This is a genomic window from Streptomyces sp. MMBL 11-1 (genome assembly GCF_028622875.1).
In the GTDB taxonomy this organism is placed as follows: domain Bacteria; phylum Actinomycetota; class Actinomycetes; order Streptomycetales; family Streptomycetaceae; genus Streptomyces.
Genome location: NZ_CP117709.1, coordinates 1,253,666 through 1,275,030 on the forward strand (window position 1 = coordinate 1,253,666; position 21,365 = coordinate 1,275,030).

Sequence of the window (21,365 nt, forward strand, 5' to 3'; positions counted from 1 at the left end):
TACTCTCAGCCGCGGTCGGCCGTGCGGGACTCCTCTGCCGTCTCGCGGCCACCGCGCGGCCGTACGATCAGCCGGCCGATCAGCGGCCAGGCCACGATCAGCACCACGATCACGTAGACGGTGACGGAGAACGGGGTGTTGACCAGGCCCGTCACACTGCCGTCGCTGATCTGGAGCGCGCGGCGCAGCTGCTGTTCGGCGGCCGGGCCGAGGATCACCCCGATGACGGCGGGCAGCACCGGCAGTCCGTAGCGCCGCATACCGAACCCGATCAGCCCGATGATCAGGAGGATCACCAGGTCGAGGGATTCGCCGCCGACCGCGTACGCGCCGACCGCGGCGAAGAAGAGGATGCCCGCGTACAGGTAGGGACGCGGGATCCGCAGGAGCTTCGCCCAGACCGGGGCGAGCGGCAGGTTGAGGGCGAGCAGCAGCACCATGCCGACGAAGAGCGAGGCGATGAGGCCCCAGACCAGCTCCGGCTCGCGTTCGAACAGCAAGGGGCCCGGCTGGATCCCGTACTGCTGGAAGGCGGCCAGCATCACGGCGGCGACGGCGGTGGTGGGCAGCCCGAGCGTGAGCATCGAGACGAGGGTTCCGGCGGCGGAGGCGGAGGCGGCGGCCTCGGGTCCGGCGACGCCTTCGATGGCCCCCTTGCCGAACTGGTCACGGTGCTTGGAGAGCCGCTTCTCGGTGACGTAACTGAGGAAGGTGGGGATCTCCGCGCCGCCCGCCGGAATCGCCCCGAAGGGGAAACCGATGACGGGACCGCGCAGCCAGGGCTTCCAGGTGCGCTTCAGGTCGGCGCGGCCGAGCCACGGTCTGCCGACGGGAATCGGCTTTCCGGTGGAGCGGCGCAGGTGGGCGGCGACCCAGAGCGCCTCGCCGATCGCGAAGAGCCCGACCGCGACGATGACCACGTCGACGCCGTCGGCCAGTTGGAGCGAGCCGAAGGTCAGGCGCTGCTGTCCGGTCATCTGGTCGAGGCCGACCAGCCCGATGGTGAGGCCGATGAGGAGCGAGGCGATGCCGCGGATGCGGGAGGCGCCGAGGACGGAGGTGACGGCGATGAAGGCCAGCACCATGATGGCGAAGTAGTCGGGGGCCCCGATGCCGATGGCGAGAGAGGCGACGGTCGGGGCGAGGGCGACCAGCGCGATCGTGCCGATCATGCCGCCCGCGAAGTGGCCGATCGCGGCGGCGGCGAGCGCCTGCGCGCCGCGTCCGCCCTTCGCCATCGGGTTGCCCTCGATCGCGGCGACCACGGCCGCGCTCTCCCCGGGGGTGTTGAGGAGGATCGAGGTGGTGGAGCCGCCGAACATGGCGCCGTAGTAGATCCCGGCGAACATGATGAACGCGCCGGTCGGGTCGAGTCCGTACGTCACGGGGAGCAGCAGCGCCACGGCCATCGCCGGGCCGATGCCGGGGAGCACCCCGATCGCGGTACCGAGCAGGACGCCGATCGCGGCCCAGAGCAGGTTCATCGGGGTGAGCGCGGTACCGAAGCCGTCGATGAGGGAGTTGAGGGAATCCATCGGTCAGAGCACCCCCATCAGCGGGCCGCCCGGAAGGGGGACACCGAGCAGGTTGTCGAAGACGAAATAGGTGGCCAGGGAGATGCCGGCCGCGATGAGCGGATCCCGGCCGTGGTGCCGGCTGCCCAGCGCGTAGGCGGAGCCCCAGAAGAGCAGCGCCCCGGCGATCGGGAAGCCCAGCGGGTCGATCAGGACGGCGGTGCCGAGGAAGACGCCGGTGAGCAGGAGCACGGTGCGCCAGTCGGCCGGTTCGTCGAGGTCGACGTCCTCGCCGCCCTCCGCCTCTCCGCGTCCGCCGCGCAGGACGTCGCCGGCGAGCAGGACCGAGATGAGGAGGAACAGACCGCCGATGACGAAGGGGACCGTTCGGGGGCCGACGGGGCCGCGCTGGGCGATGTCGACGCTCATGGTGAAGGCATCGGTCAGGACGAGGACGCCGAGCGCGAACAGCAGGACGCAGACGCCGAGTTCGGAGTGCTCGCGCAGCCAGGAGAGGGCGGTGCTCTCCTCCTGTACGGTTTCGGCGCTCGGCTGTGCTGCGGAGCCAGGGGTTTCGGTGGGATCGGTGGTCACAGCCCCAGCTCCTTGAGGACGGTGGCGACCCGCTGGTTCTGCTCGTCGAGGAAGTCGCCGAAGGGTTCACCGATGAGGAGGGCGTCGTCCCAGCCGTTCTTCTCCATCGACTCCTTCCACTGCTTCGAGCCGTGGACCTCGCGGATGAGGCCGGTGAGCTTGTCGCGTTCGGCCGGTGAGAGGCCGGGCGGGGCGACGACGCCGCGCCAGTTGGTGAACTCGGTGTCGAGTCCGGCTTCGCGCAGGGTGGGGGCGTCGAGGCCCGGGACCCGCTTCGGACCGGTCACGGCGAGCAGCCGCAGCTCGCCCGCCTCGATCTGGTCGCGGTACTCGCCGAGGCCGGAGACCCCGAAGCCGACCTTGTCGCCGAGGATGGAGGCGAGGAGTTCGCCGCCGCCGTCGAACGGGACGTAGTTGACCGTCCTCGGGGCGATGCCGGCCGCCTGCGCCATGAGCATCGGGGCGAGGTGGTCCGGTCCGCCCGGCGAGGAGCCGCCGCCGACCGGGACGCGGCCGGGGTCCTTCTTCCAGGCGGCGAGCAGGTCGGCGATGGTCCGGTACGGGGAGTTCTTGGAGACGACGACGATGTCCGGCTCCTCGGTGAGCCGGGCGATCGGGGTGGTGTCGGCCAGCGTGCTCGGGGACTTGTTGGTGTGGACGGCTCCGACGACGCCGAGTCCCATGGAGAGTGCGAGCTTGCCGTTGCCGTGTTCGCCCACGAGCCGGGTCAGGCCGACCGTCCCGCCGGCGCCCGGCAGATTGAACACCTCGATGTTGTGGGTGAGTCCGGCGTCCTCGGCGTTCTTGGCCAGGGTGCGCGCGGTGATGTCGTAGCCGCCGCCCGGGGTGTTGGGGACCATGAAGCGGAGCCCGGGAATCTGGGTACCGGTGTCGGCACCGTCACCGGAGGACAGCAGAGGTGGCCCCACCACCACCAGCAACACGGCCCCGAAGAGGGCGAGGAGAGTGCGCATTCGCACAGGTTCCGCCTTTCGCTGTGAAGTGGCCCACATGTTGCCTGCGCGTTAAGAAGCTGTCTCTCTTCCGGTACCAACGGACGTTGTGGTCATTGCGGTCGCCGCCTAGCGTGGCGGCGTGACAACTGTGCTGGTGGTGGACGACGACTTCATGGTCGCGAAACTGCACAGCCGCTATGTGTCCGCCATGGACGGCTTCGCGGTCGTCGGGGTGGCGCACAACGGGGCCGACGCCTTGCGGGCGGCCGAGCGGCTGCGCCCCGATCTGGTGCTGTTGGACATCTATCTGCCCGATATGGACGGGATCGGGGTCCTGCGCGCCTTGCGTGCGGCGGAGGAGCGGGACGCGTCGCGCCCGAGCGCGGACGCCCTGTTCATCACGGCGGCCCGGGACGCGGGGGTGATCCGGGCGGCGCTGCGGGCGGGGGCCCTGCACTATTTGATCAAGCCGTTCAGCCGGTCCGCGCTCCAGGAGCAGATGCGTCATGTCGCCTCGCTGCGCACCCGCCTGGACAGGCTGGGAGAGGCCCGCCAGGAGGACGTCGACCAGATCTTCGGCACCCGCCCGCCCGGCTCGCGCGAGCTGCCGAAGGGCCTGGCCGCGCCCACGGCCGAGCTGGTGGAACGTGCCCTGCGCGACCACCCCGAGGGGCTGTCGGCGTCGGAGTGTGCCGAGGTGGGGGCGCTGTCCCGGGTGAGCGCGCGTCGCTATCTGGAGTTCTTCGCCGGAACGGGCCGGGCCGAGGTGACCCTGCGCTACGGGGGCACGGGCCGGCCGGAGCGCCGCTACCGCTGGACGGGGTGAGGCGGCGGGGGCGTCGTCCGCGCACGCGGTCGGCACGGGGACCGCGGCGCCGTCCGCACGGCGGCCCTTCGGACGTGGCGCCCGACAAGTGCGGCACCGTCCGCGCGGCGGTCCCGGTCCGGCGCGGCCTCGGCCCGTCGGCCCTTCGTTCCGGCGGGGCGTGCGACGGGTGCGGGGCTGTCGACACCCACGCGCCGCACCCACCTCGTTGCATCACGTCGTCCGATGGCTGACAATCCTGATGTCATCAATCTGCTGACGATGGAGGAGGAGTCCATGAACGCGGCGGACCAGCCGTCCACGGCCGGTGACGGGGCCAACGGCCCGGCGTCCTTCATCGCCGCCGCGGCAGCCCTCGCCGCCATGGGCGACGCGCTGCGCGACGCGGAGCGCGGGACCCCCGACGCCGTGGGCCCCGGGCCCGAACAGGCACTGGCCTCCCTGACCCTGTTGCGGCAGGTGCGTGAGCATCTCGCGGGCTGGGAGACCGGGTTGATCGAAACCGCCCGCGGCGCGGGCGCCAGCTGGGCCGACCTCGCCCGCCCGCTCGGTGTCGCCAGCCGCCAGGCCGCCGAACGCCGCTACCTGCGTGGTCGCCCCGGCGCCGCCGGAACCACCGGCGAGCAGCGTGTGGCGGCCACCCGCCGGGCCAGGGCCGCCGACCGCGCCACCGCCGACTGGGCCCGCGCCAACGCCGCCGACCTGCGTCGGCTCGCCGGGCAGATCACCGCGCTCACGCACCTCGGCCCCGCCGCGCGTTCGGCCCAGGACGCCCTGCACGCGGCTCTCGGCGCCGCCGACGCGGCCGAGCTCATCGCCCCGCTGGGCGGCATCCGCCCCTACCTCGATGCCCGCCACACCGGCCTCGCCCGATCCCTGGACTCCCTCGACGCCCGGGCGCACCACCACGCTGCCGGCGGTGACTGACTCCCACCGCCCGGAGCCACACCGTGCGGGCAGTACCGTGCCCCACCGAACCACGCCGGTGCCCGGCAACGGCCCCTTCACCATCCCTTATCCGAGCCCCTTCATGCCGTTCCACAGAAAGAGGTCCCCATGGGCAGCAATGTCGAGACGCTGGAGTTCCAGGCGGAGACACGCCAGTTGCTCCGGCTGGTGATTCACTCGATCTACTCGAACAAGGACATCTTCCTGCGTGAGTTGATCTCCAACGCCTCCGACGCCCTGGACAAACTGCGACTGGAGTCGCTGACCGACTCCAGCCTCGAAGCCGCATCGGCCGACCTGCACATTTCCCTGGAGGTCGACCCGGAAGCCCGCACCTTGACGGTCCGTGACAACGGGATCGGCATGACCCGTGACGATCTGGTGGAGCTGATCGGCACGATCGCCAAGTCCGGCACCGCGGGCATGCTGGAGAAGATCAAGGAATCCCAGGACGCCGCCACCGCCGAGAGCCTGATCGGACAGTTCGGCGTCGGCTTCTACTCGGCCTTCATGGTCGCCGACAAGGTCACCCTGTGCACCCGGCGGGCCGGCACCGACACCGGTACCCGCTGGGAGTCCGACGGCGAGGGCACCTACGCCGTCCAGACCGTCGACGGCCTGGACGTGGGCACCTCGGTCACCCTTCACCTCAAGCCCGCCGACAGCGAGGACGGGCGCGCCGACTACCTGTCCGAGTCGAAGATCCGTCAGATCGTGAAGCAGTACTCGGACTTCATCCGCTGGCCCATCCGCATGGCCACCGAACGCCCCGGCGCCGACGGCGGGACCACCCGCGAGACCGACACGCTCAACTCGATGAAGGCACTGTGGGCCCGGCCTCGCACCGAGGTGACCGAGGACGAGTACAAGAAGTTCTACCAGCAGATCAGCCACGACTGGCTGCCGCCGGCCGAGACGATCCACATGCGCGCCGAAGGCACCTTCGAGTACGAGGCGCTGCTGTTCATCCCCTCGCAGGCGCCCTTCGACCTGTTCTCCCGCGAGTCCAAGCCCGGCGTGCAGCTGTACGTCAAGCGGGTGTTCATCATGGACGACTGCGAAGCGCTCATGCCCAACTACCTGCGCTTCGTCAAGGGTGTCGTGGACGCCCACGACCTGTCGCTGAACGTCTCGCGCGAGATCCTCCAGCACGACCGGCAGATTCACGGGGTGCGGCGGCGCCTGGTCAAGAAGGTTCTCGGCGCCCTCAAGGACATGCAGTCCAAGGACGCCGAGCGCTACGCGAACGTGTGGGAGCAGTTCGGCCGGGCCCTGAAGGAAGGGCTGGTCGAGGACACGGACAACACCGAGGCCCTGCTGCGGCTGGTGTCGGTGGCCTCCACCCACGACCCCGACAGGACCACCACACTGCGCGAGTACGTCGAGCGCATGAAGGACGGCCAGGACACCATCTACTACCTGACCGGCGAGAGCCGGGCGATGGTGGAGAACTCCCCGCACATGGAGGCCGTCGCCGCGAAGGGGTACGAGGTGCTGATCCTCACCGACCCCGTCGACGAGGTGTGGGTCGACCGCGTCCCGGCCTTCGACGGCCACCCGCTCCAGTCCATCGCCAAGGGCCAGGTGGATCTCGGCGAGTCGGCCGACGGCGAGGAGGAGGGCGACGCCGCCAGGGCGCAGCGCGAGGAGGAGTTCGCCTCCCTGCTGCCCTGGCTGACCGACGCCCTGTCCGAACAGGTCAAGCAGGTCCGCCTGTCATCACGTCTGACCACCTCGGCTGCCTGCATCGTCGGCGACGCCCACGACGTGACGCCGACCCTGGAGAAGATGTACCGGGCCATGGGCCAGCAGATGCCCACCGTCAAGAGGATCCTGGAACTCAACCCCTCGCACCCCTTGGTCGTCGCCCTGCGCACGGCTCACGACGCGAACGCCGACGACCCCGCACTCACGGAGGTCGCCGAGCTGGTCTACGGGAGCGCGCTGCTTGCCGAAGGAGGCGACCTGCCCGACCCGGCCCGCTTCACCCGGCTGCTCGCCGACCGCCTGGCACGCACGCTGTAGCCACCGGGTGCGGCCCGGCATCCGATGCACCCGCCCGCGTCGCCGGCCCGTACGGGCGCCGACGCGGGCGGGTTCCTGAGCGCCCTCTTAGCCGTGCCTTAAAGCGACCATAAGGATGGCCCCTACCCCCTCCCATCAGGCCTTTTCAGCCTTTCGAGCGGCTAGCTTGCTGATCGCCACCCTCACAGCTGTGCTGTTTCGAAGGAGATCCGCCCATGACCGCTCGTCGCAGGACCGCCGGCATCCTCGCCCTCGGTTTCGCACCGCTCGCACTGGCCGGGCTGACTGCCGCCCCGGCCGCCGCGCACGGTTCGCTCACCGACCCGGTGAGCCGGGTGTCGGCGTGCTTCGCGGAGGGGCCGGAGAGCCCTGTGTCGGCGGCGTGCCGGGCGGCGGTCGCGGCGGGCGGGACCCAGGCGCTGTACGACTGGAATGGGGTGAACATCGCCAACGCGGCGGGCAAGCATCGTGAGTTGATCCCGGACGGCAAGCTGTGCAGCGCGGCCAACGACAAGTTCAAGGGCCTGGACCTTCCGCGCGCCGACTGGCCGGCCACCGCGATGTCTGCGGGCAAGCACACCTTCCGGTTCCGTGCGACGGCTCCGCACCGGGGCTCGTTCGAGCTGTATCTCACCAAGCCCGGTTACGACCCCACGAAGCCGCTGGCCTGGTCGGACCTGGAGGCGAAGCCCTTCGCCGGGGCCACCGACCCGGTGCTGGAGAACGGTTCGTACGTCTTCGACGGGACGATCCCCGAGCGCTCCGGGCGGCAGCTGGTCTACACGGTCTGGCAGCGCTCCGACTCCCCCGAGGCGTTCTACGCCTGCTCCGACGTGACGTTCGGCGGCGCTCCGGCCGGCGGTGGAGCGGAGAACAAGGAGGGGCAGCAGGGGTCCGGCGACAACTCCGGTGCCGAAACCCCGGCACCGGCCCCCTCCGCCCCGTCCGAGGACGCGATCGCCGAGGGTTCCGAGAAGTCGTCGGTCGAGCACAACGGCCACGGGGACGACGACGCGAACACCGGGGCGAAGGTCACCGCCGCCGCCCCGCCCGCCCCGGCGGAAAAGACCGGGGGCAACGCCCCCGAGGTCAACACCGCGAGCCAGGACGAGGAGCTGGCCGAGACGGGTGGCTCCAGCAGCAGCACCTTCCTGGCCATCGGGGGCGCCGGGGCGCTCGCCGCCGGCGCGGCCGTACTGTTCGCCTCGCAGCGCAGGCGGGCCACCGCGGCGGGGCGCCACGGCCGCTGACCGCCGCAGCACCCCCTCCCCTACCCCTGCCGCGTCCCTCCGGGACGTCGGGCGCGGCAGGACGTGACGGGCCGGGGTCCGCTGTCCGCACCGTCGGACGCCGGGCCCCGGCCCGTCGTCGCGCGGTCGGTCAGCCGATGACCGAGGCGCAGGTGGTCGGGGTGGCGCGTGCCGGGTCGAGGGCGTTGGCCACTTCGTGGAAGGCGATGCGGTCGATGGTCCCGATCGCCACGTGCTCGGACAGGTCGACCGGGCACAGGTCCTGGAGCAGCACGTTGCGTACGTTCGGCCCGTCCAGGTACTGCGTGCGGTACGGGGTCACGACCTGGTCGTACTTGGTCGCGATGACGGTGTAGCGGACGCCGGGGACGGTGTCGCCGCCCGCGGTGAGCTTGGTGATGAAGGGTGATCCCGCGATCTGGTCGGCGAGTCCGGGGGTGTTGTCGCTGATGAACTTCTCGACGCCGGGGAAGTACGGCAGCAGCTTGGTGAGGCCGAGCAGCGTGGTGCCGTGGTTGTCCGGGGCGATACCGACGAGGGCGTTGACCTTGTCGGCACCGCCGAGGAACTTCAGGTAGTAGTTCGGCATCATGCCGCCCTGGGAGTGGCCGACGAGGTCGGCCTTCGGGGCTCCGGTGGCGTCGAGGACCTTGTCGACGAACACGTCGAGCTGTTCGGCGGACTTGTCGATGGGGCCGAGGCCGTGGAAGAACGGCACGCCGGGGAGCTGACCGTAGTCGAGGGAGAAGACGCAGTAGCCCCGGTTGACCAGGTAGGGGGCGAGGACCAGCCAGTTGTCGATCGCGTTCCCGAAGGTTCCGTGGACCAGGACGACGGGGCGGGGGTGGGCGGCGGAGGGTTTGCAGGAGTAGTCGTTCCAGCCACGCGAGGTGGCCTCGGCGGCGGCCGGGGTGGCCGCGGTCGCGGTCGCCGCGGGGGCGACGAGGACGGTGAGGGCGAGGAGCAGGGCGGCGAGCAGGCTGCGCGTGCGGGGAACGCGCGCAGCACGGATCCAGGGCAGCATCGTGGGATCTCCTTGCGGCTCAAGGGAGGTGCGATGGCGGTGCGCCCTGTGGCCCGGACCACAAGCTTTATGTGCTCATGCCAAATTACGCACGAGTAAGGTGGCGTGGGAAGTTACGCGTCGGTAAAAACTGGGGCGGCGGCGCTCGTCGGCCCGACCGCCGCGTCGCTACGCCGTTCGGCCCGCCCAGCCTGCGCGGACGCCGCCGCCCCCGGACCGTGGGGGCATGACTTTCGTCGACGAGGTGAAGAACGCCGTCACCCCACGGGCCGCCCTGCTCGTCATCGGTGTGCTCGGACTGCAACTGCTGTTCATCGCGTCCTACGTCGGAGCGCTGCACAAGCCCAAGCCGACGGACGTCGCCTTCGGGGTGGTGGCCCCGCGGCAGATGTCCCAGCAGCTCGTCGACCGGCTGGACGGGCTCCCCGGCGGGCCGCTCGACCCCCGTACGGTGAGCAGTGCCGCCGAGGCCCGCGAGCAGATCATGAACCGCGACATCGACGGCGCCCTGATCGTCTCACCGGAAGGCCGCACCGACACCCTGCTGGTCGCCTCCGGCGGCGGAACGGCTCTGGCCACCTCCCTGGAGCGGATCCTCACCGAGGTCGACGCCTCCCAGCAGCGGAGCGTGCGGACCGTGGACGTCGCCCCGGCCTCCGGCGAGGACTTCAACGGGCTCTCGTCCTTCTACCTGGTCGTCGGCTGGTGCGTGGGCGGCTATCTCTGCGCCTCGATCCTGGCCATCAGCTCCGGCGCCAAACCCGCCAACCGGCAGCGGGCGGCGATCCGGACCGGGGCCATGGCCCTCTACTCGATCGTGGGCGGCATCGGCGGCGCGATCATCATCGGGCCGGTCCTCGGCGCGCTGCCGGGCAGCTTCTGGGGGCTGGCGGGCCTGGGCGCCCTGGTCGTCTTCGCGGTCGGCACGACCACGCTCGCCCTGCAGGCGCTCACCGGCATCATCGGCATCGGCCTGGCCGTCCTCATCATCGTCATCGCGGGCAACCCGAGCGCGGGCGGCGCCTTCCCGCTGCCGATGCTCCCGGACTTCTGGCGGGCGATCGGTCCGGCCCTCCCTCCGGGCGCGGGCACCTGGGTGGCCCGCTCGATCGCCTACTTCCGGGGCAACGCGGTCACCGGGCCCCTGCTGGTGCTCTCGGCCTGGGCGGTCGTCGGCACGGCGTTGACCCTGCTGCTGTCGATGCGGCACCGGCCCGGGCAGGACGACGACCACGGTACGGAGACGGCCCGCGCGGCGGGTGGGTCGACGGCCGTCTGACATCCGCTCCCGCACGGTGAGATGTTCACGGGGCCGTCCCGGTGACGGCCCCGTCTGACGCGCGCCCCAATTCTTGATGTCCGGTCAGTGCGGGGACTAGGAATGACAGGTGCATGACGACATGCTGGAGCGGCCTCGTTCCACCCGACGAGGAGCACGGCCAGGACCCTTCCCTTTCCCCCGCACGGAGGTCTCTCATGCGTCGTCGATTCACGGTTCCGCTCGCCGCGGTCGCCCTGTCACTCCCGCTCAGTCTGATCAGCGCCGCTTCCGCCTCGGCCGCCCCCGCCGACAAGCCACAGGTGCTCAGCTCCTGGACCCAGACCAGCGCCTCCAGTTACCACGCCTGGAACACCGCCCGCAACAACCAGGGCGCCTGGTCCGCGTACGGCTTCAACTGGTCGACCGACTACTGCAGCAGCTCCCCCGACAACCCGTTCGGCTTCCCCTTCCAGACCTCCTGCGCCCGCCATGACTTCGGCTACCGGAACTACAAGGCCGCCGGTACGTTCTCCGCCAACAAGGCCCGTATCGACTCCGCCTTCTACGAGGACCTCAAGCGCGTGTGCGCCCGCTACTCGGGCGCGACGAAGACCTCGTGCAACGGCACGGCCTGGACCTACTACCAGGCCGTGAAAGCCTTCGGCATCTCCCCGGCCAAGGCGGACACCGGCAATCTGCCCGAGGCCGCCTGACCGCCCGGCCACCACGAGACCCGCCCCACCCCGCCACCGCACAGGGGAGAGGCCCCCGGCGTCCCGGGGGCCTCTCCGTCTCTCCGTCTCGCTGTGGCGCGGTGGAGCGTCAGCCGATCTCGGCTCCGTACGCGGCCAGCGCCTCCGGTACCGGCTGGAAGAAGGTCGTGCCGCCCGAGGAGCAGTCGCCGCTGCCGCCGGAGGTCAGACCGAGCGCGGTGTCGTCCGCGAAGAGGGCGCCGCCGCTGTCGCCGGGCTCGGCGCAGACCGTCGTCTGGATGAGGCCGTTGACGATGTCGCCGTTGCCGTAGTTGACCGTGGCGTCCAGCGCCGTGACCTCACCGTCGTGCACCTGGGTGGTGGAGCCGCTGCGGGTGACCGCCTGGCCGACGGTCGCGTCGCCCGCCCGGGTGATCGCCTGGGTGGAGCCGTCGTAGAGGTTCACCTCGCTCGGGTGCGCGGTGTCCGAGACGTACTTGACCAGGCCGTAGTCGTTCTCCGGGAAGCTGGAGCCCTCGTTCGCCCCGATCTCCGGGCCGCCCTGGGTGTCCGACCAGCTGGTGACCGACTCGGTGCAGTGTCCGGCGGTCAGGAAGTACGGCTCGCCGCCCTTGACCACGTTGAAGCCGAGCGAGCAGCGGGAGCCGGAGCCCCAGATCGCGTCGCCGCCCGCGATCAGCGGCTGGAACTCACCGGCCGTCCTGGTGAGTTCGGCCGTGCCGCCGAGGCCCTCGACCACGGCCGAGAGCTTCTTCCAGGCCGCGCCGTCGACCGTGCTGTCGGCGGTGACGCGCACCTTGTTGCTGACCGGGTCGACCGCCCAGGAGGTGCCCGGGATCGTCGCCCGGTCGGTGAGGGTCGCCCGGGCCGACTTCAGATCGGCAAGAGAGTTCTGAACGATTCTGGCCTTGCCGCCCGCCTGACGGACCTGCTCGGCGCCCGCCTCGTCGAGGACGTTCACGACGAGGGCCTCGGCCGTGGCGTCGTAGTACGAGCCTGCCGCGTCCGCGCCCAGGTCTCGGTCCAGGGCGGTGGCCAGTTTTCCGGCCGCGTCCGCGCTGAGGGCCTTGGCCGCGAACGTCGGCACATCGTCACTGGCGTTCGCAGTCTGGAACGTGAATCCCGCTGCGACGAGGGCGACGACGGCCGAGCCGGCCAGCGTCGCGCGCTTCCTGGATATACGTCGATGCTTCAACTTCGACCTCCTGTGGGGCCGTGTACGGAGCAAGTGGGGTGCGCGTACACGGAGGATGGGGCGCCCACTATGCCGAGGCGGCGAAACGCGCACAAGGTCGGCTTCCAGACGCGCACATGACATCGACGCTTCGCACGCGAGGCGTTCACCTGCCCCGGGTCATGCCACGTCGGTTCCGATCGCGAACACCTGGTGCAACCGTGGACGGCCCCTGGGTGAGGACTAGTCCTGTCCGGTATTCGCCGTTGGTGTCCGGACGGTGGGTCCACCTGTCCGGATGGAGACGGAGATCGTCCGCCGGGGAGCCGTTCCGTACCTTCACAGTTCCTGTCGCCCAGCAGTCCCGGTAACGCCTCTGATGGGTCATCATCGAAAGGGCAGCACACGCCGGGCACACCGTGTCCGGGCCGGCCGGGTGACCGAGCGGAGGAGGAACGGGTGCGCAATCGGGTGCTCGCGGCGGACGGGCGGCATCTGATGGTGGAGCGGATGGGGGACCCGCGGGGCAGACCGGTCTTCCTCCTCCACGGCACTCCGGGCAGCAGACTCGGGCCCGCTCCCCGCTCCATGGTGCTGTACCAGCGCCATACGCAGCTGATCACCTACGACCGCCCGGGATACGGCGGCAGCGACCGGCACGAGGGCCGCCGGATCAAGGACGTCGTCGAGGACGTGCGGGCCATCGCCGACTCGCTGGGACTGGGACGATTCGCCGTGGTGGGCCGGTCCGGCGGGGCCCCGCACGCCCTGGCCTGCGCGGCGCTGATGCCGGAACGGATCACCCGGACCGCCGCTCTGGTCAGTCTCGCGCCCCCGGACGCGGCCGGTCTCGACTGGTTCGACGGGATGACCGCGTCCAATGTGCTCGCGTACTCCACGGCGGCCGACGACCCGAAGAGCCTGGCGGAGTCCTTCATCCTGCGCTCGGCGCAGATCCGCCGGGACCCGGTCAGGCTCCTGGACGACCTGCGCCGGGAGCTGACCGACTCCGACCGGATGGTGGTCAACGACGCGGGGATCCGCTCCATGCTGCTGCGCAACTACAGCGAGGGGCTGCGCACCTCGGCGTACGGCTGGATCGACGACGCCATCGCGTTCTGCAGCCCCTGGGGCTTCGATCCCGGCCGGATCACCGGCGAGGTGCTCCTCTGGCACGGGGTGAAGGACGTCTTCTCCCCGGTCGGCCACTCCCGCTGGCTGGCCGGGCGGATACCGGGGGCCACCGCCGTACTCGAACCGAAGGCGGCCCACTTCGACGCGTTCCCCATGCTCCCCCGCGTCCTCGACTGGCTGCTGGACGAGCGGGAGCACCCGGACGGCCCCGGGCCGGGAGGGTGAGCCCTCCCGGCCGGACGGTCACACCGACATCGGTTCCAGTTCCCGCCGGAACCGCTCCTCGGTCCGGGCCATACGGGTCAGCGGGTGGTCGTCGCCGAGCTGACGGGACAGCTCGACGACGATCTCCGCCCGCAACTGCGTCGCCTCGTCCTCGCGCCCCAGGGCATCGAGCGTGACCGCCATGTTCGAGGTCATGGCCAGGGTCTCCGGATGGTGTGCCCCGAGCGCTTCGCGCACCTGCCCGGACAGCCGCTGCTCGGTCTCCAGCACGATGTCCAGCTTTCCCAGGTCCGCTGTCGCGCTGGCCAGGTTCATCACACAGAACAGGGTGTTGGGGTGCTCTCGGCCGAACGTGTCCCGCATGGAGGCGACGACCAGCTTCAGCACCCGCTCCGCCGCTTCCGGCTCCCCGGCCACCGTCAGATAGACGCCGAGGTTGTTCTGCGCCGCCAGGGTGTACGGGTGCTTCTCCCCCGGCACCTTCATGAACTGGTCGACGACCTCCTGCGCCGTGTCCCGCGCCTCGGCGCTCTCGCCCGCCGCGAACAGGTCCGCGGCGAGGTTGAGGTCGCAGGCCAGCGAATCGGGGTTGGCGATGGTGTACTTCGCCCGGTAGCGGGCGCGGGTCGCCACCGTGAGACGGCGGGCGTCCTCCAGCCTGCCCGCCCTGCGCAGCGACACCGCGAGGCTCTTCGCCGCGCTCAGCGTGGTGGGAAAGCTGCGGCCCATCGTCTGCTTGAAGCTGTTGTACGTGGTGCTGAGCAGCCCCACCGAGTCCTCGTACCGTCCGACCTCCCGCAGGTCACGGGCGAGGTTCATGGCGGAGGACAGGCTGTAGGGGTGTTCCGGTCCGAGCACCTGGGAGCGGAGGTCGTAGACGTCCTGGTCGATCTCCCGGGCGCGGGCGTACTGACCGACGCTGCGCAGGTTCAGGGCCAGGTTGTTGGCGGCGGCCAGGGTCCGGGGGTGGGAGTCGTGGAAGATCTGCCCGAACCCCTCGTGGGCCTCGGTCGCCATCTCGATCGCCCGGGCGTAGTCCCCCAGCAGACCGAGGTCGATGGCCAGACTGCTGGTGGTCATGTACGTGTGCGGGTGCTCGGGTCCCAGCACCGCCCGCTGCCGCTCCAGGGTGAACTCGTCCAGCTCCTTCGCCTCCACGTAACGCCCGCGGGTGCGCAGGATGTTGGAGAGGTGGAAGCAGAGGTAGAGGTACTGCAGGTCCCGCTCCCCCAGTTTCTCCTCCCAGATCTCCCGCAGCTCGTCGCCGAGCGCCCCCGCGGTCCTGACGTCGCCGCGCTTCCAGAGGTAGCGGACCCGGTCGATCAGGAGCCTGCGGGTCTCCGGCTCCTTGCAGTTGCGGGCGTCGGAGGGGCCGAGGTGCGGCCAGATCGTCGCGAAGCGCGGCCAGGTCTCCGGGTTGTCGATCGGCTCGTCGTCGTCGGGCCGGGCGCCGGCCAGGATGCGGTGGACGACGTGCCGGGCCTCGCGCTGCTCCTCCTCGCTGAGCTGCGCCTTGATCACGGCCTGGACGAGGCGGTGGACCTGGATGGAGTTGGAGACCTGGTCGACCTTGGCGAGGGCGAACCGGCCGATCTCCCGGATGACCCGGCCCAGCACCAGCTTCTCCTGCAGCGAGGAGTCGTACGGCTTCAGCGCGTCGATCATCTCCTTGCTGTAGAGGAGGTTCGCGGAGATCGGTTCCGGGGCGAAGAACGCGCAGAGCTGGAGCAGCCGCACGGCGGCGGGCGAGCGCTCCTTGAGCCGGGCGATGGAGATGTTCCAGGTCGCGGCGACCGGTTCCGGGTAGCCGGCCGGCTGGTTGAGCCCGAGGACCTGGGGAGCCTGCTGGGCGAGCTGTTCGAGATAGGTGTCGATGGGGGTGGCGGTCTCCGCGATCCAGGCGGCAGCCTGCTCCACCGCCAGCGGCAGGTCGCCGACGGCGGTCGCCACCTGGTCGGCGTCCTCGTCGCTGAGCCCCGGCGCCCGGCGCTGGAGGTGCTCGATCGACTCCTCGCGCAGGAAGACGTCCACGGGCAGCGCGTCCCCGTGCTGGGACCAGCTCTGGTTGCGGGAGGTCACCAGGATGTGGCCGGAGCCGCCCTGCGGGAAGTAGCGGCGCAGCTGCTCGGGGTCGTCCGCGTTGTCGAAGACCAGCAGCCAGCGGTCCGAGGGCACGCCGCGCCGCAGCAGGTCGACGGCCTCCTGGGAGGCGGCGGCCATGTCGTCGCCGCCCTGGGCGCCGAGCCGGACGGCGAGCTCGGCGAGCGAGGCGACCACGTCGTCGGGCTGCTCGGACGATATCCACCACACCAGGTCGTAGTCGGCCATGAAGCGGTGCACGTACTCCAGGGCCACCTGGGTCTTGCCGACGCCGCCGAGTCCGTACAGGGTCTGCGGCTGCGGCAGGACGACGGCCAGGCCGCCGCCGAGCTGGTCGCGCATCCGCTCCAGGACGAGCGAGCGGCCGGTGAAGCCGGGGTTGCGGGGCGGCGCGTTCCAGATCCTCGGTACGGTGCCGGGGAAGCGGGGCCCGGGCGAGACCCCGTCCGCCACCTGCACCGGGCGGTCCAGGGCCCGCATCACGGCGGTGGTGGCGTGCACCTCGTCCAGCCGGAAGAGGTCGACGGGGTTGCGGTCGATGTAGGGGGCGCTCAGGCGTACGTCCCCGACCCGCAGGGGGACCAGCCGGCGGCGGCCGCTGCCGACGGCCTCCGCGGCGGTCCGCTCCCAGAGCTCGACCGCGCGCTGGGACTTCAGGTAGGCGCTGGAGAGCAGCACCACGGTGCGGGCGGTGTTCTCCGCGGGAGTCTCGCCGGCCTCCTCGGGAGGACGTTCGGCGGAGACGTCGCGCGGAACCACCCGGAAGCCGGCCCGGGTGAGAATCGATTCGAGCCAGTCGGCCCACATCCGGTTCTCCGCCACATAGCTGAGGAAGAGATCGGCGGGCAGGGAGGGCCTGCGCCGGGTGAAGGCGTCGCGGATCCGCAGGCGGACCTCCTCGCCGATCGGGGGCATCGAGGTGATCTCCCGGTCGGTGATGACCGCGACGAGCCGTTCGAAGGCGGAGAGCAGGGAGTTGGACAGCCCGGCCTCGTCACCGAAGGTGGCGAGCGTCTCCTCGTAGGCGTAGTAGGGGCGGTAGGGGATCTCCACCGCGCCCCAGTAGGCGGTGAGTTCGTCCCCGGACAGGTCGCGCGGCAGCCGGTCGAACTTGAGCCGGGCCAGCGCCCGCCCGGCGTCCGCCTTCTCCTTCTCGCCCTCGTCGATGCGCATCGGAACGGGGTAGAGGGCGATGGGCCGGCCGGTGTTGCGCTCGGCGATCTGGCGGGCGACGGAGGCCGCGCCGTCGATGGACTGGTCGCTGAGGGTGAAGCAGTCGACGAGCACGTCCGGGAGGTGGACGGTGCAGATGTCGGCGATGTCGCTGAGGCCGGTCCGGCTGTCGATGAGGACGTAGTCGTAGTTGGCCTTCATGTCGTCGCGCAGCGCGTCGAAGAAGTGGCCGCCGCCGAACCGGTCGTAGAAGTTGTCCCAGTCGAAGGTGGAGACGGTCGCGGAGTATTCGCGGTTCTGCCGTCCGGCGGAGACGAAGTCGAGCGTGCCGCCCTGCGGGAACTCCCAGCCGAGCGACTCGGGGGTCAGCGACACGGCGTGCGGCTGGATGCGGGCGTAGTCGCGGTGCCAGTCCTCGGGGCGCTGGGCGGGGCTGGTCGCGGCCCAGGCGTACTCGGTGATCAGGTCGATCACGCCGGTGGTGGCGCCGAGGGTGGCCGGGTCGAGGAAGGGGTGGAAGAACCGGTGCAGCCCGGGGGCCTCCAGGTCCCAGTCGACGGCCAGCACCCGCTTGCCGTTGGCCGCGAGGATCCAGGCGGTGTTGGCGAGCGCCATGGTGCGCCCGGTACCGCCCTTGTACGAGTAGAAGGTGACGATGCGCCCGTCACGACCGGCACTCATAGGTCCTCCGCTTCCGTCGCAGGGTCGTGCGGGTCGGGGATGTAGCTCGTACCGCCCATGGGACCGGTGAGCCGGGTCCGCTCGCCGGAGCCGCCGCCCGGTCCGGGAGGGTAGGCCTTCGCGTGCTTGAGGTACTGCTGGGCGGCCACCTCGACCACCTGGGGCAGGAGTTGGCCGAACGCCTCCATGGTGGGCACTCCTTTCGCCGCGGCACGGCACAGGGCCCGGCCCTGGCCCATCTTGACCGGCATGGTCGCTTCGAGTCTCTCGGTGAGCTCGGCCTCCGCCGCTCGGCTCTGGTGGTCGTCGCGGCTCCACGGCACGACCATGGTGACCCAGGGCCGGTTCTCCGCGTCGAAGGCGGCGAGCCTGCGGCGGTGGTCCTCGTCCATGAGGGCCCAGCGGTCGACGAGCAGGATCTCGGGGGTGCTGGGCGGGGCCTTGGCGTCGTGCCGGTCCTCGTCGAACGAGGTAATGACGGCCTGGTAGTTGAGCGAGCGGACCAGTTCCTCCGCCACATAGGCCAGGGGGCGGGCGGCGGCCGGGTAGTAGGGGTTCCAGTCCTGGGGGTGGTCGCCGTAGTGGTCGCTGTTGCGTCCCTCGGGCAGATCGTGGCGGGTGGGCGCCGCGATGGTGATCTGCATCGGCCGGGGAGCGCCGACTCCGCTGCTGGGGGAGCCGAAGGCGCTGGGGGCGAGGCGGTAGTCGACGGGCCGGCCGGTGTCGATGCGGACCGAGTCGGCGACGCTCACGATGCGTTTGGCCAGTTCGTAGACGGCCCGTTCGTATTCTTCGGCGAAGAGTCTGAGCTTGATCAGGCCGTAGAGGCCGTCGCTGACGTAGCGTTCCCCGAAGTCACGGTGGTTGAACTGCAACCGCTCGGCGGAGCCGGGGAGTTGGCTCGGCGGCACCGGTACCCAGAGCGCCGGGACGATGGCCTCGGCGGGCTGGTTGGAGCGGGCGCGGTGGTGGATGGCGCGCTGTTCGAAGGCGTACCACTCCTTGCCGCACATCTCACTGGCGAAGTAGCGCGGCGAGAACAGCGGGACGAACACCCGGCAGGTGGCGAGGACGTCGCCGAGCCGCTCGGACCAGCCCTCCCCGGAACGTATCTCCCGGTCCATGAAGCCCGCAGGCGCGCCCGCGGGTAAGTCGGTCATGGCCATCACATGGCCGCAGAGGTCCTGGAAGAGCCGTTCGACCCACATATCGGGGTCCGTGCCGCCGCCGTACCCCGGCGTGTGGGCGTAACTGAGAAAGAAATACGGCCGATGGCCCACCGCTCGCTGTTGCGTCGATGCGTGCACACGACCCCCGTCCTGTGTGAGCACTCGCATCCCGGAAGGAGGAAGGGAGTGGAAGCGAACTCATCATTCCGGAGCGGACCGCTTTCCACCCCCCTGCCGTTCGGTCATTCGCACGGCACTTTCTGGTCAGATGCCAGGATGTTCGGCGCCTGACCGGACGACGGGAAGCTCCTGCCGCGATTCTTCTCGGTCGCACTCCGTGTTCCGCTGATCTCCTTGCGCACAGCGGAGATCAGCTGTTTTCCGTCGACCGTCACCTCCGCCGCGTTTTCGATCTTGTCGAGAGCTTCCGGAACACCCGTGAGGAAGCGCGGGTCGTAAAGCCCGAGCCCCGCCCGTTCGAATGTCTCGGCCAGCAGTCGGGAGAACGTCACGTGTTCGTTCCCCCAAGGCGTCCGATGTTCCCAGGTACCGTCCAAGGCGTAAAGATCCGCCACTTCACCGAGCGCCCGCAGTTTCGCCCGGCGGAATCCGCTGAGCAGGCCGAGTGCCAGCTCGTTCGCCTCCGCCGACGGCCCGACGCCGAGCGCGCCGGGCCCGTGGCGCCCCGGCTCGGCGTCACCACAGGACAGCGGGGTCAGCGTGGTGAGCGTCCGGGCCGCCTCGGCCGCCTGACCGGGTACGGCGTCGGCCAGCAGCGACCAGGCTGCGCCGACCCGGTACGCCCAGGCGTCGGCGTCCTCCACTGCCAGGCGGTCGGTCGCGGGTGCGTCGAAGCAGTCGCGGAGGGGGTCGAGGTCGTCCAGCAGGAGTACGGGGGCGGGTTCCCGGCGCAGGACGTGCACGGGCAGCCAGTGCGGGCCCTCGGGCTCATCGGGTGCGATGCGCAGCTCCGTGCCGGGCGTGTCCTGCGGGCGGCGGACGAGGAATCCGTCGCCCGTGGCGCGCACCACGGCCGTTCCCCGCTCCCCCGGGCCGCCGAGGAGCACGGTGCCGAGGGTGGGCAGATACAGGCTTCCGTCACGGTAGGCCACGGGCACGGACAGGTCGTCGCGTCCGGCGCGGACGGCTGCGGCGGCCACGGTGGCGCCGAGCCGTTCGGAGGCGGGCCCCGTCATGCCGCGGCCCGCCTCGACGTCCTCCAGGGCGCCGATCAGCCAGGTGCGGGTGTAGGGGTGCGCGAGCACTCTGTCGAGCGCGTCGGCGCCCGGGGGGTCGGCCTCCAGCGTCGCCGCGAGCCGCCAGGCGTCGTCCCAGAGAGCCCCGCCCCGCCCGTCGAGGGTGTCGTGGAGGGCCGCGAGCAGGGTCCGGGTCAGGTCCTGATGGGCGGCGAGCAGTTCGTCCGGCGCCCGGACGGCGGGCGACTCGGTGGCCGCGGCCGTGCGCTCCTCGATGCCGCGGATCAGGGCGGCCAGGTCGGCGCAGTAGACCGACGGGTTGTCGAAGCCGCTGTCGCCGCCCTCGGGGCCGCTGCCGGAGCGGTACCGGTGGGTGTAGAGCCCGCCGCCGCAGGAGCGCACGACGGGGCAGCGGCGGCAGGTCTCGCTGACCCCGGCCAGACCGAGCTGCCGCGCCTGGACGCCGGGGTGGGCCGCGACCTCGTCGAAGGTGTTGCGGAAGACGTCGAACCCGGTGGCGGCGGCGCCCTCGTAGGCGCTCTTGAGCGAGTCGACCTGTTCCAGCTGTCCGTCGGTCTCGATGACGACGAGGTCGGTGGGGGCCAGGCCGAGGGACTCGGTGAGGCTGGGGCCGCCGTTCAGGCTGGAGAGCACCGAGGCGAACAGACGGACGGGCATGGGGCGGCCCTGTTCCGTCCAGCGGTCGAAGACCGTCAGGAGCCAGTCGGCGTACGCGGTGGGCGATCCGTCCGGCCGCGGGGGCGGGTCGTCCCAGGTGGCGTGCGGCAGCAGGAAGTCGACGAGCGGGGGTTCGAGTCCGGCGAGAGCGTCCTGCACGGCCACCGGGTCGTTGTGGATGTCGACCGTGCACAGCAGACCGAGGTCCAGGTGGCGGTAGCGCTCCTCGCGGAGCAGTTCGACGGCTCGCAGCACCATCGGGTGGCTGCTGCGTCCATCGGCGAATCGGCGGTGGCGGTCGTTGGCCGCGCGGTCGCCGTCGAGCGAGATCCCGACCCGGACGTGGAACTCGTCGAAGAGGTCGAGGTAGCGGGGGCTGAGCTGGACGCCGTTGGTGTGGATCCTGAGGTCCAGCTCAGCGATGCCGTTCAGGGCCGAGCCGAGCTCCTCGCAGACCCGTCGCAGTCGCGCGGGTCCCGCCAGGAGCGGTTCCCCACCGTGCAGGATCACTGTCACGGAGGGAAGCGCATGCGCCGTCGCATGCTCGGCCAGACGCCGGGCTGTCCAGGAAATTGCCTCGTCGGAGATGGTCTTGGGGCGTGTCAGCCAGCTCTGATCGGCATGTTCGTAGACATAACAATGATCACAGGCCAGATCGCACCTGCTGTGCACTTTCAGCACGAATTCACGGAAGGGGACCAGGGGTCCTGTCATCCCGTCATTC

Annotated in this window: 15 protein-coding genes; 7 read left to right on the forward strand and 8 right to left on the reverse strand. The window is 70.8% G+C overall.

All coding sequences use genetic code 11. The annotated features are described in order from the left end of the window. Positions 1-5 precede the first annotated feature (5 nt). Genes PSQ21_RS05300 through PSQ21_RS05310 form a run of 3 tightly spaced genes read right to left on the reverse strand, consistent with a single transcriptional unit; the run spans position 6 to position 3,088 of the window. Positions 6-1,535, reverse strand: coding sequence for a tripartite tricarboxylate transporter permease (locus tag PSQ21_RS05300; protein ID WP_274029242.1), 1,530 nt, complete (start codon positions 1,533-1,535; stop codon positions 6-8). Positions 1,536-1,538: 3 nt separating this feature from the next. Continuing rightward, positions 1,539-2,108, reverse strand: coding sequence for a tripartite tricarboxylate transporter TctB family protein (locus PSQ21_RS05305; RefSeq protein WP_274029243.1), 570 nt, complete (start codon positions 2,106-2,108; stop codon positions 1,539-1,541). Further along, complete coding sequence (locus PSQ21_RS05310; protein WP_274029244.1) at positions 2,105-3,088, reverse strand: Bug family tripartite tricarboxylate transporter substrate binding protein; 984 nt, start codon at positions 3,086-3,088, stop codon at positions 2,105-2,107. The genes PSQ21_RS05305 and PSQ21_RS05310 overlap by 4 nt, the downstream gene beginning before the upstream one ends. A gap of 115 nt (positions 3,089-3,203) precedes the next feature. Here PSQ21_RS05310 and PSQ21_RS05315 point away from each other — a divergent pair, with 115 nt between their 5' ends. The 4 genes from PSQ21_RS05315 to PSQ21_RS05330 all read left to right on the forward strand — a co-directional run bounded on the left by PSQ21_RS05315 (position 3,204) and on the right by PSQ21_RS05330 (position 8,113). Beyond that, a complete protein-coding gene (locus PSQ21_RS05315) occupies positions 3,204-3,890 on the forward strand; it encodes a response regulator (RefSeq protein ID WP_274029245.1) in 687 nt (228 codons plus the stop codon). Positions 3,891-4,166: 276 nt separating this feature from the next. Beyond that, positions 4,167-4,817 carry a type III effector protein gene (locus PSQ21_RS05320; protein ID WP_274035648.1) on the forward strand — a complete coding sequence of 217 codons (651 nt, stop codon included), beginning with the start codon at positions 4,167-4,169 and terminating at the stop codon, positions 4,815-4,817. A gap of 129 nt (positions 4,818-4,946) precedes the next feature. Beyond that, entirely contained in the window at positions 4,947-6,863 is a 1,917-nt protein-coding gene (gene htpG / locus PSQ21_RS05325; RefSeq protein WP_274029246.1) for a molecular chaperone HtpG, read from the forward strand. A gap of 215 nt (positions 6,864-7,078) precedes the next feature. After that, positions 7,079-8,113, forward strand: coding sequence for a lytic polysaccharide monooxygenase auxiliary activity family 9 protein (locus tag PSQ21_RS05330; protein WP_274029247.1), 1,035 nt, complete (start codon positions 7,079-7,081; stop codon positions 8,111-8,113). A 130-nt stretch (positions 8,114-8,243) separates the two neighbouring features. Here PSQ21_RS05330 and PSQ21_RS05335 read toward each other — a convergent pair whose 3' ends face one another. After that, on the reverse strand, positions 8,244-9,137 hold the full coding sequence (locus tag PSQ21_RS05335) for an esterase/lipase family protein (protein WP_274029248.1): 894 nt from the start codon (positions 9,135-9,137) through the stop codon (positions 8,244-8,246). 226 nt (positions 9,138-9,363) lie between these two features. On the opposite strand from PSQ21_RS05335, the gene PSQ21_RS05340 reads away from it, so the two are divergent. Both PSQ21_RS05340 and PSQ21_RS05345 read left to right on the forward strand, forming a co-directional pair. Continuing rightward, a complete protein-coding gene (locus PSQ21_RS05340) occupies positions 9,364-10,416 on the forward strand; it encodes a DUF3533 domain-containing protein (protein WP_274029249.1) in 1,053 nt (350 codons plus the stop codon). A gap of 197 nt (positions 10,417-10,613) precedes the next feature. Then, positions 10,614-11,111: a phospholipase gene (locus PSQ21_RS05345; protein ID WP_274029250.1), complete on the forward strand. Its 498-nt coding sequence runs from the start codon at positions 10,614-10,616 to the stop codon at positions 11,109-11,111. Positions 11,112-11,220: 109 nt separating this feature from the next. On the opposite strand, the gene PSQ21_RS05350 is transcribed toward PSQ21_RS05345, so the two are convergent. After that, positions 11,221-12,306, reverse strand: a complete 1,086-nt coding sequence (locus PSQ21_RS05350; protein WP_443334373.1) for a S1 family peptidase — start codon at positions 12,304-12,306, stop codon at positions 11,221-11,223. Between the two features lie 438 nt (positions 12,307-12,744). On the opposite strand from PSQ21_RS05350, the gene PSQ21_RS05355 reads away from it, so the two are divergent. After that, on the forward strand, positions 12,745-13,644 hold the full coding sequence (locus PSQ21_RS05355) for an alpha/beta fold hydrolase (protein WP_274029252.1): 900 nt from the start codon (positions 12,745-12,747) through the stop codon (positions 13,642-13,644). An 18-nt stretch (positions 13,645-13,662) separates the two neighbouring features. Here the strand turns inward: PSQ21_RS05355 and fxsT are convergent, their stop codons facing one another. The 3 genes from fxsT to fxsBH form a co-directional block, all read right to left on the reverse strand. Then, positions 13,663-17,598, reverse strand: coding sequence for an FxSxx-COOH system tetratricopeptide repeat protein (fxsT, locus tag PSQ21_RS05360; RefSeq protein WP_274029253.1), 3,936 nt, complete (start codon positions 17,596-17,598; stop codon positions 13,663-13,665). Beyond that, the gene (gene fsxC / locus PSQ21_RS05365) at positions 17,595-18,935 is read right to left on the reverse strand and encodes an FxsC protein (protein ID WP_274029254.1); all 1,341 of its coding nucleotides are present in this window, start codon (positions 18,933-18,935) and stop codon (positions 17,595-17,597) included. The genes fxsT and fsxC overlap by 4 nt, the downstream gene beginning before the upstream one ends. A gap of 74 nt (positions 18,936-19,009) precedes the next feature. Continuing rightward, positions 19,010-21,355, reverse strand: a complete 2,346-nt coding sequence (gene fxsBH / locus PSQ21_RS05370) for a radical SAM/SPASM protein FxsBH, inactivated beta-hydroxylase extension form (RefSeq protein ID WP_274029255.1) — start codon at positions 21,353-21,355, stop codon at positions 19,010-19,012. Positions 21,356-21,365 lie beyond the last annotated feature (10 nt).

Bases quoted from the DNA above. Each gene is read 5' to 3' on its own strand.
- PSQ21_RS05300 (WP_274029242.1), bottom strand. From the start codon at position 1,535: ATGGATTCCCTCAACTCCCTCATCGACGGCTTCGGTACCGCGCTCACC.
- PSQ21_RS05320 (WP_274035648.1), top strand. From the start codon at position 4,167: ATGAACGCGGCGGACCAGCCGTCCACGGCCGGTGACGGGGCCAACGGC.
- htpG (WP_274029246.1), top strand. From the start codon at position 4,947: ATGGGCAGCAATGTCGAGACGCTGGAGTTCCAGGCGGAGACACGCCAG.
- PSQ21_RS05330 (WP_274029247.1), top strand. From the start codon at position 7,079: ATGACCGCTCGTCGCAGGACCGCCGGCATCCTCGCCCTCGGTTTCGCA.
- PSQ21_RS05335 (WP_274029248.1), bottom strand. From the start codon at position 9,137: ATGCTGCCCTGGATCCGTGCTGCGCGCGTTCCCCGCACGCGCAGCCTG.
- PSQ21_RS05340 (WP_274029249.1), top strand. From the start codon at position 9,364: ATGACTTTCGTCGACGAGGTGAAGAACGCCGTCACCCCACGGGCCGCC.
- PSQ21_RS05345 (WP_274029250.1), top strand. From the start codon at position 10,614: ATGCGTCGTCGATTCACGGTTCCGCTCGCCGCGGTCGCCCTGTCACTC.
- fxsT (WP_274029253.1), bottom strand. From the start codon at position 17,598: ATGAGTGCCGGTCGTGACGGGCGCATCGTCACCTTCTACTCGTACAAG.
- fsxC (WP_274029254.1), bottom strand. From the start codon at position 18,935: ATGCGAGTGCTCACACAGGACGGGGGTCGTGTGCACGCATCGACGCAA.
- fxsBH (WP_274029255.1), bottom strand. From the start codon at position 21,355: ATGACAGGACCCCTGGTCCCCTTCCGTGAATTCGTGCTGAAAGTGCAC.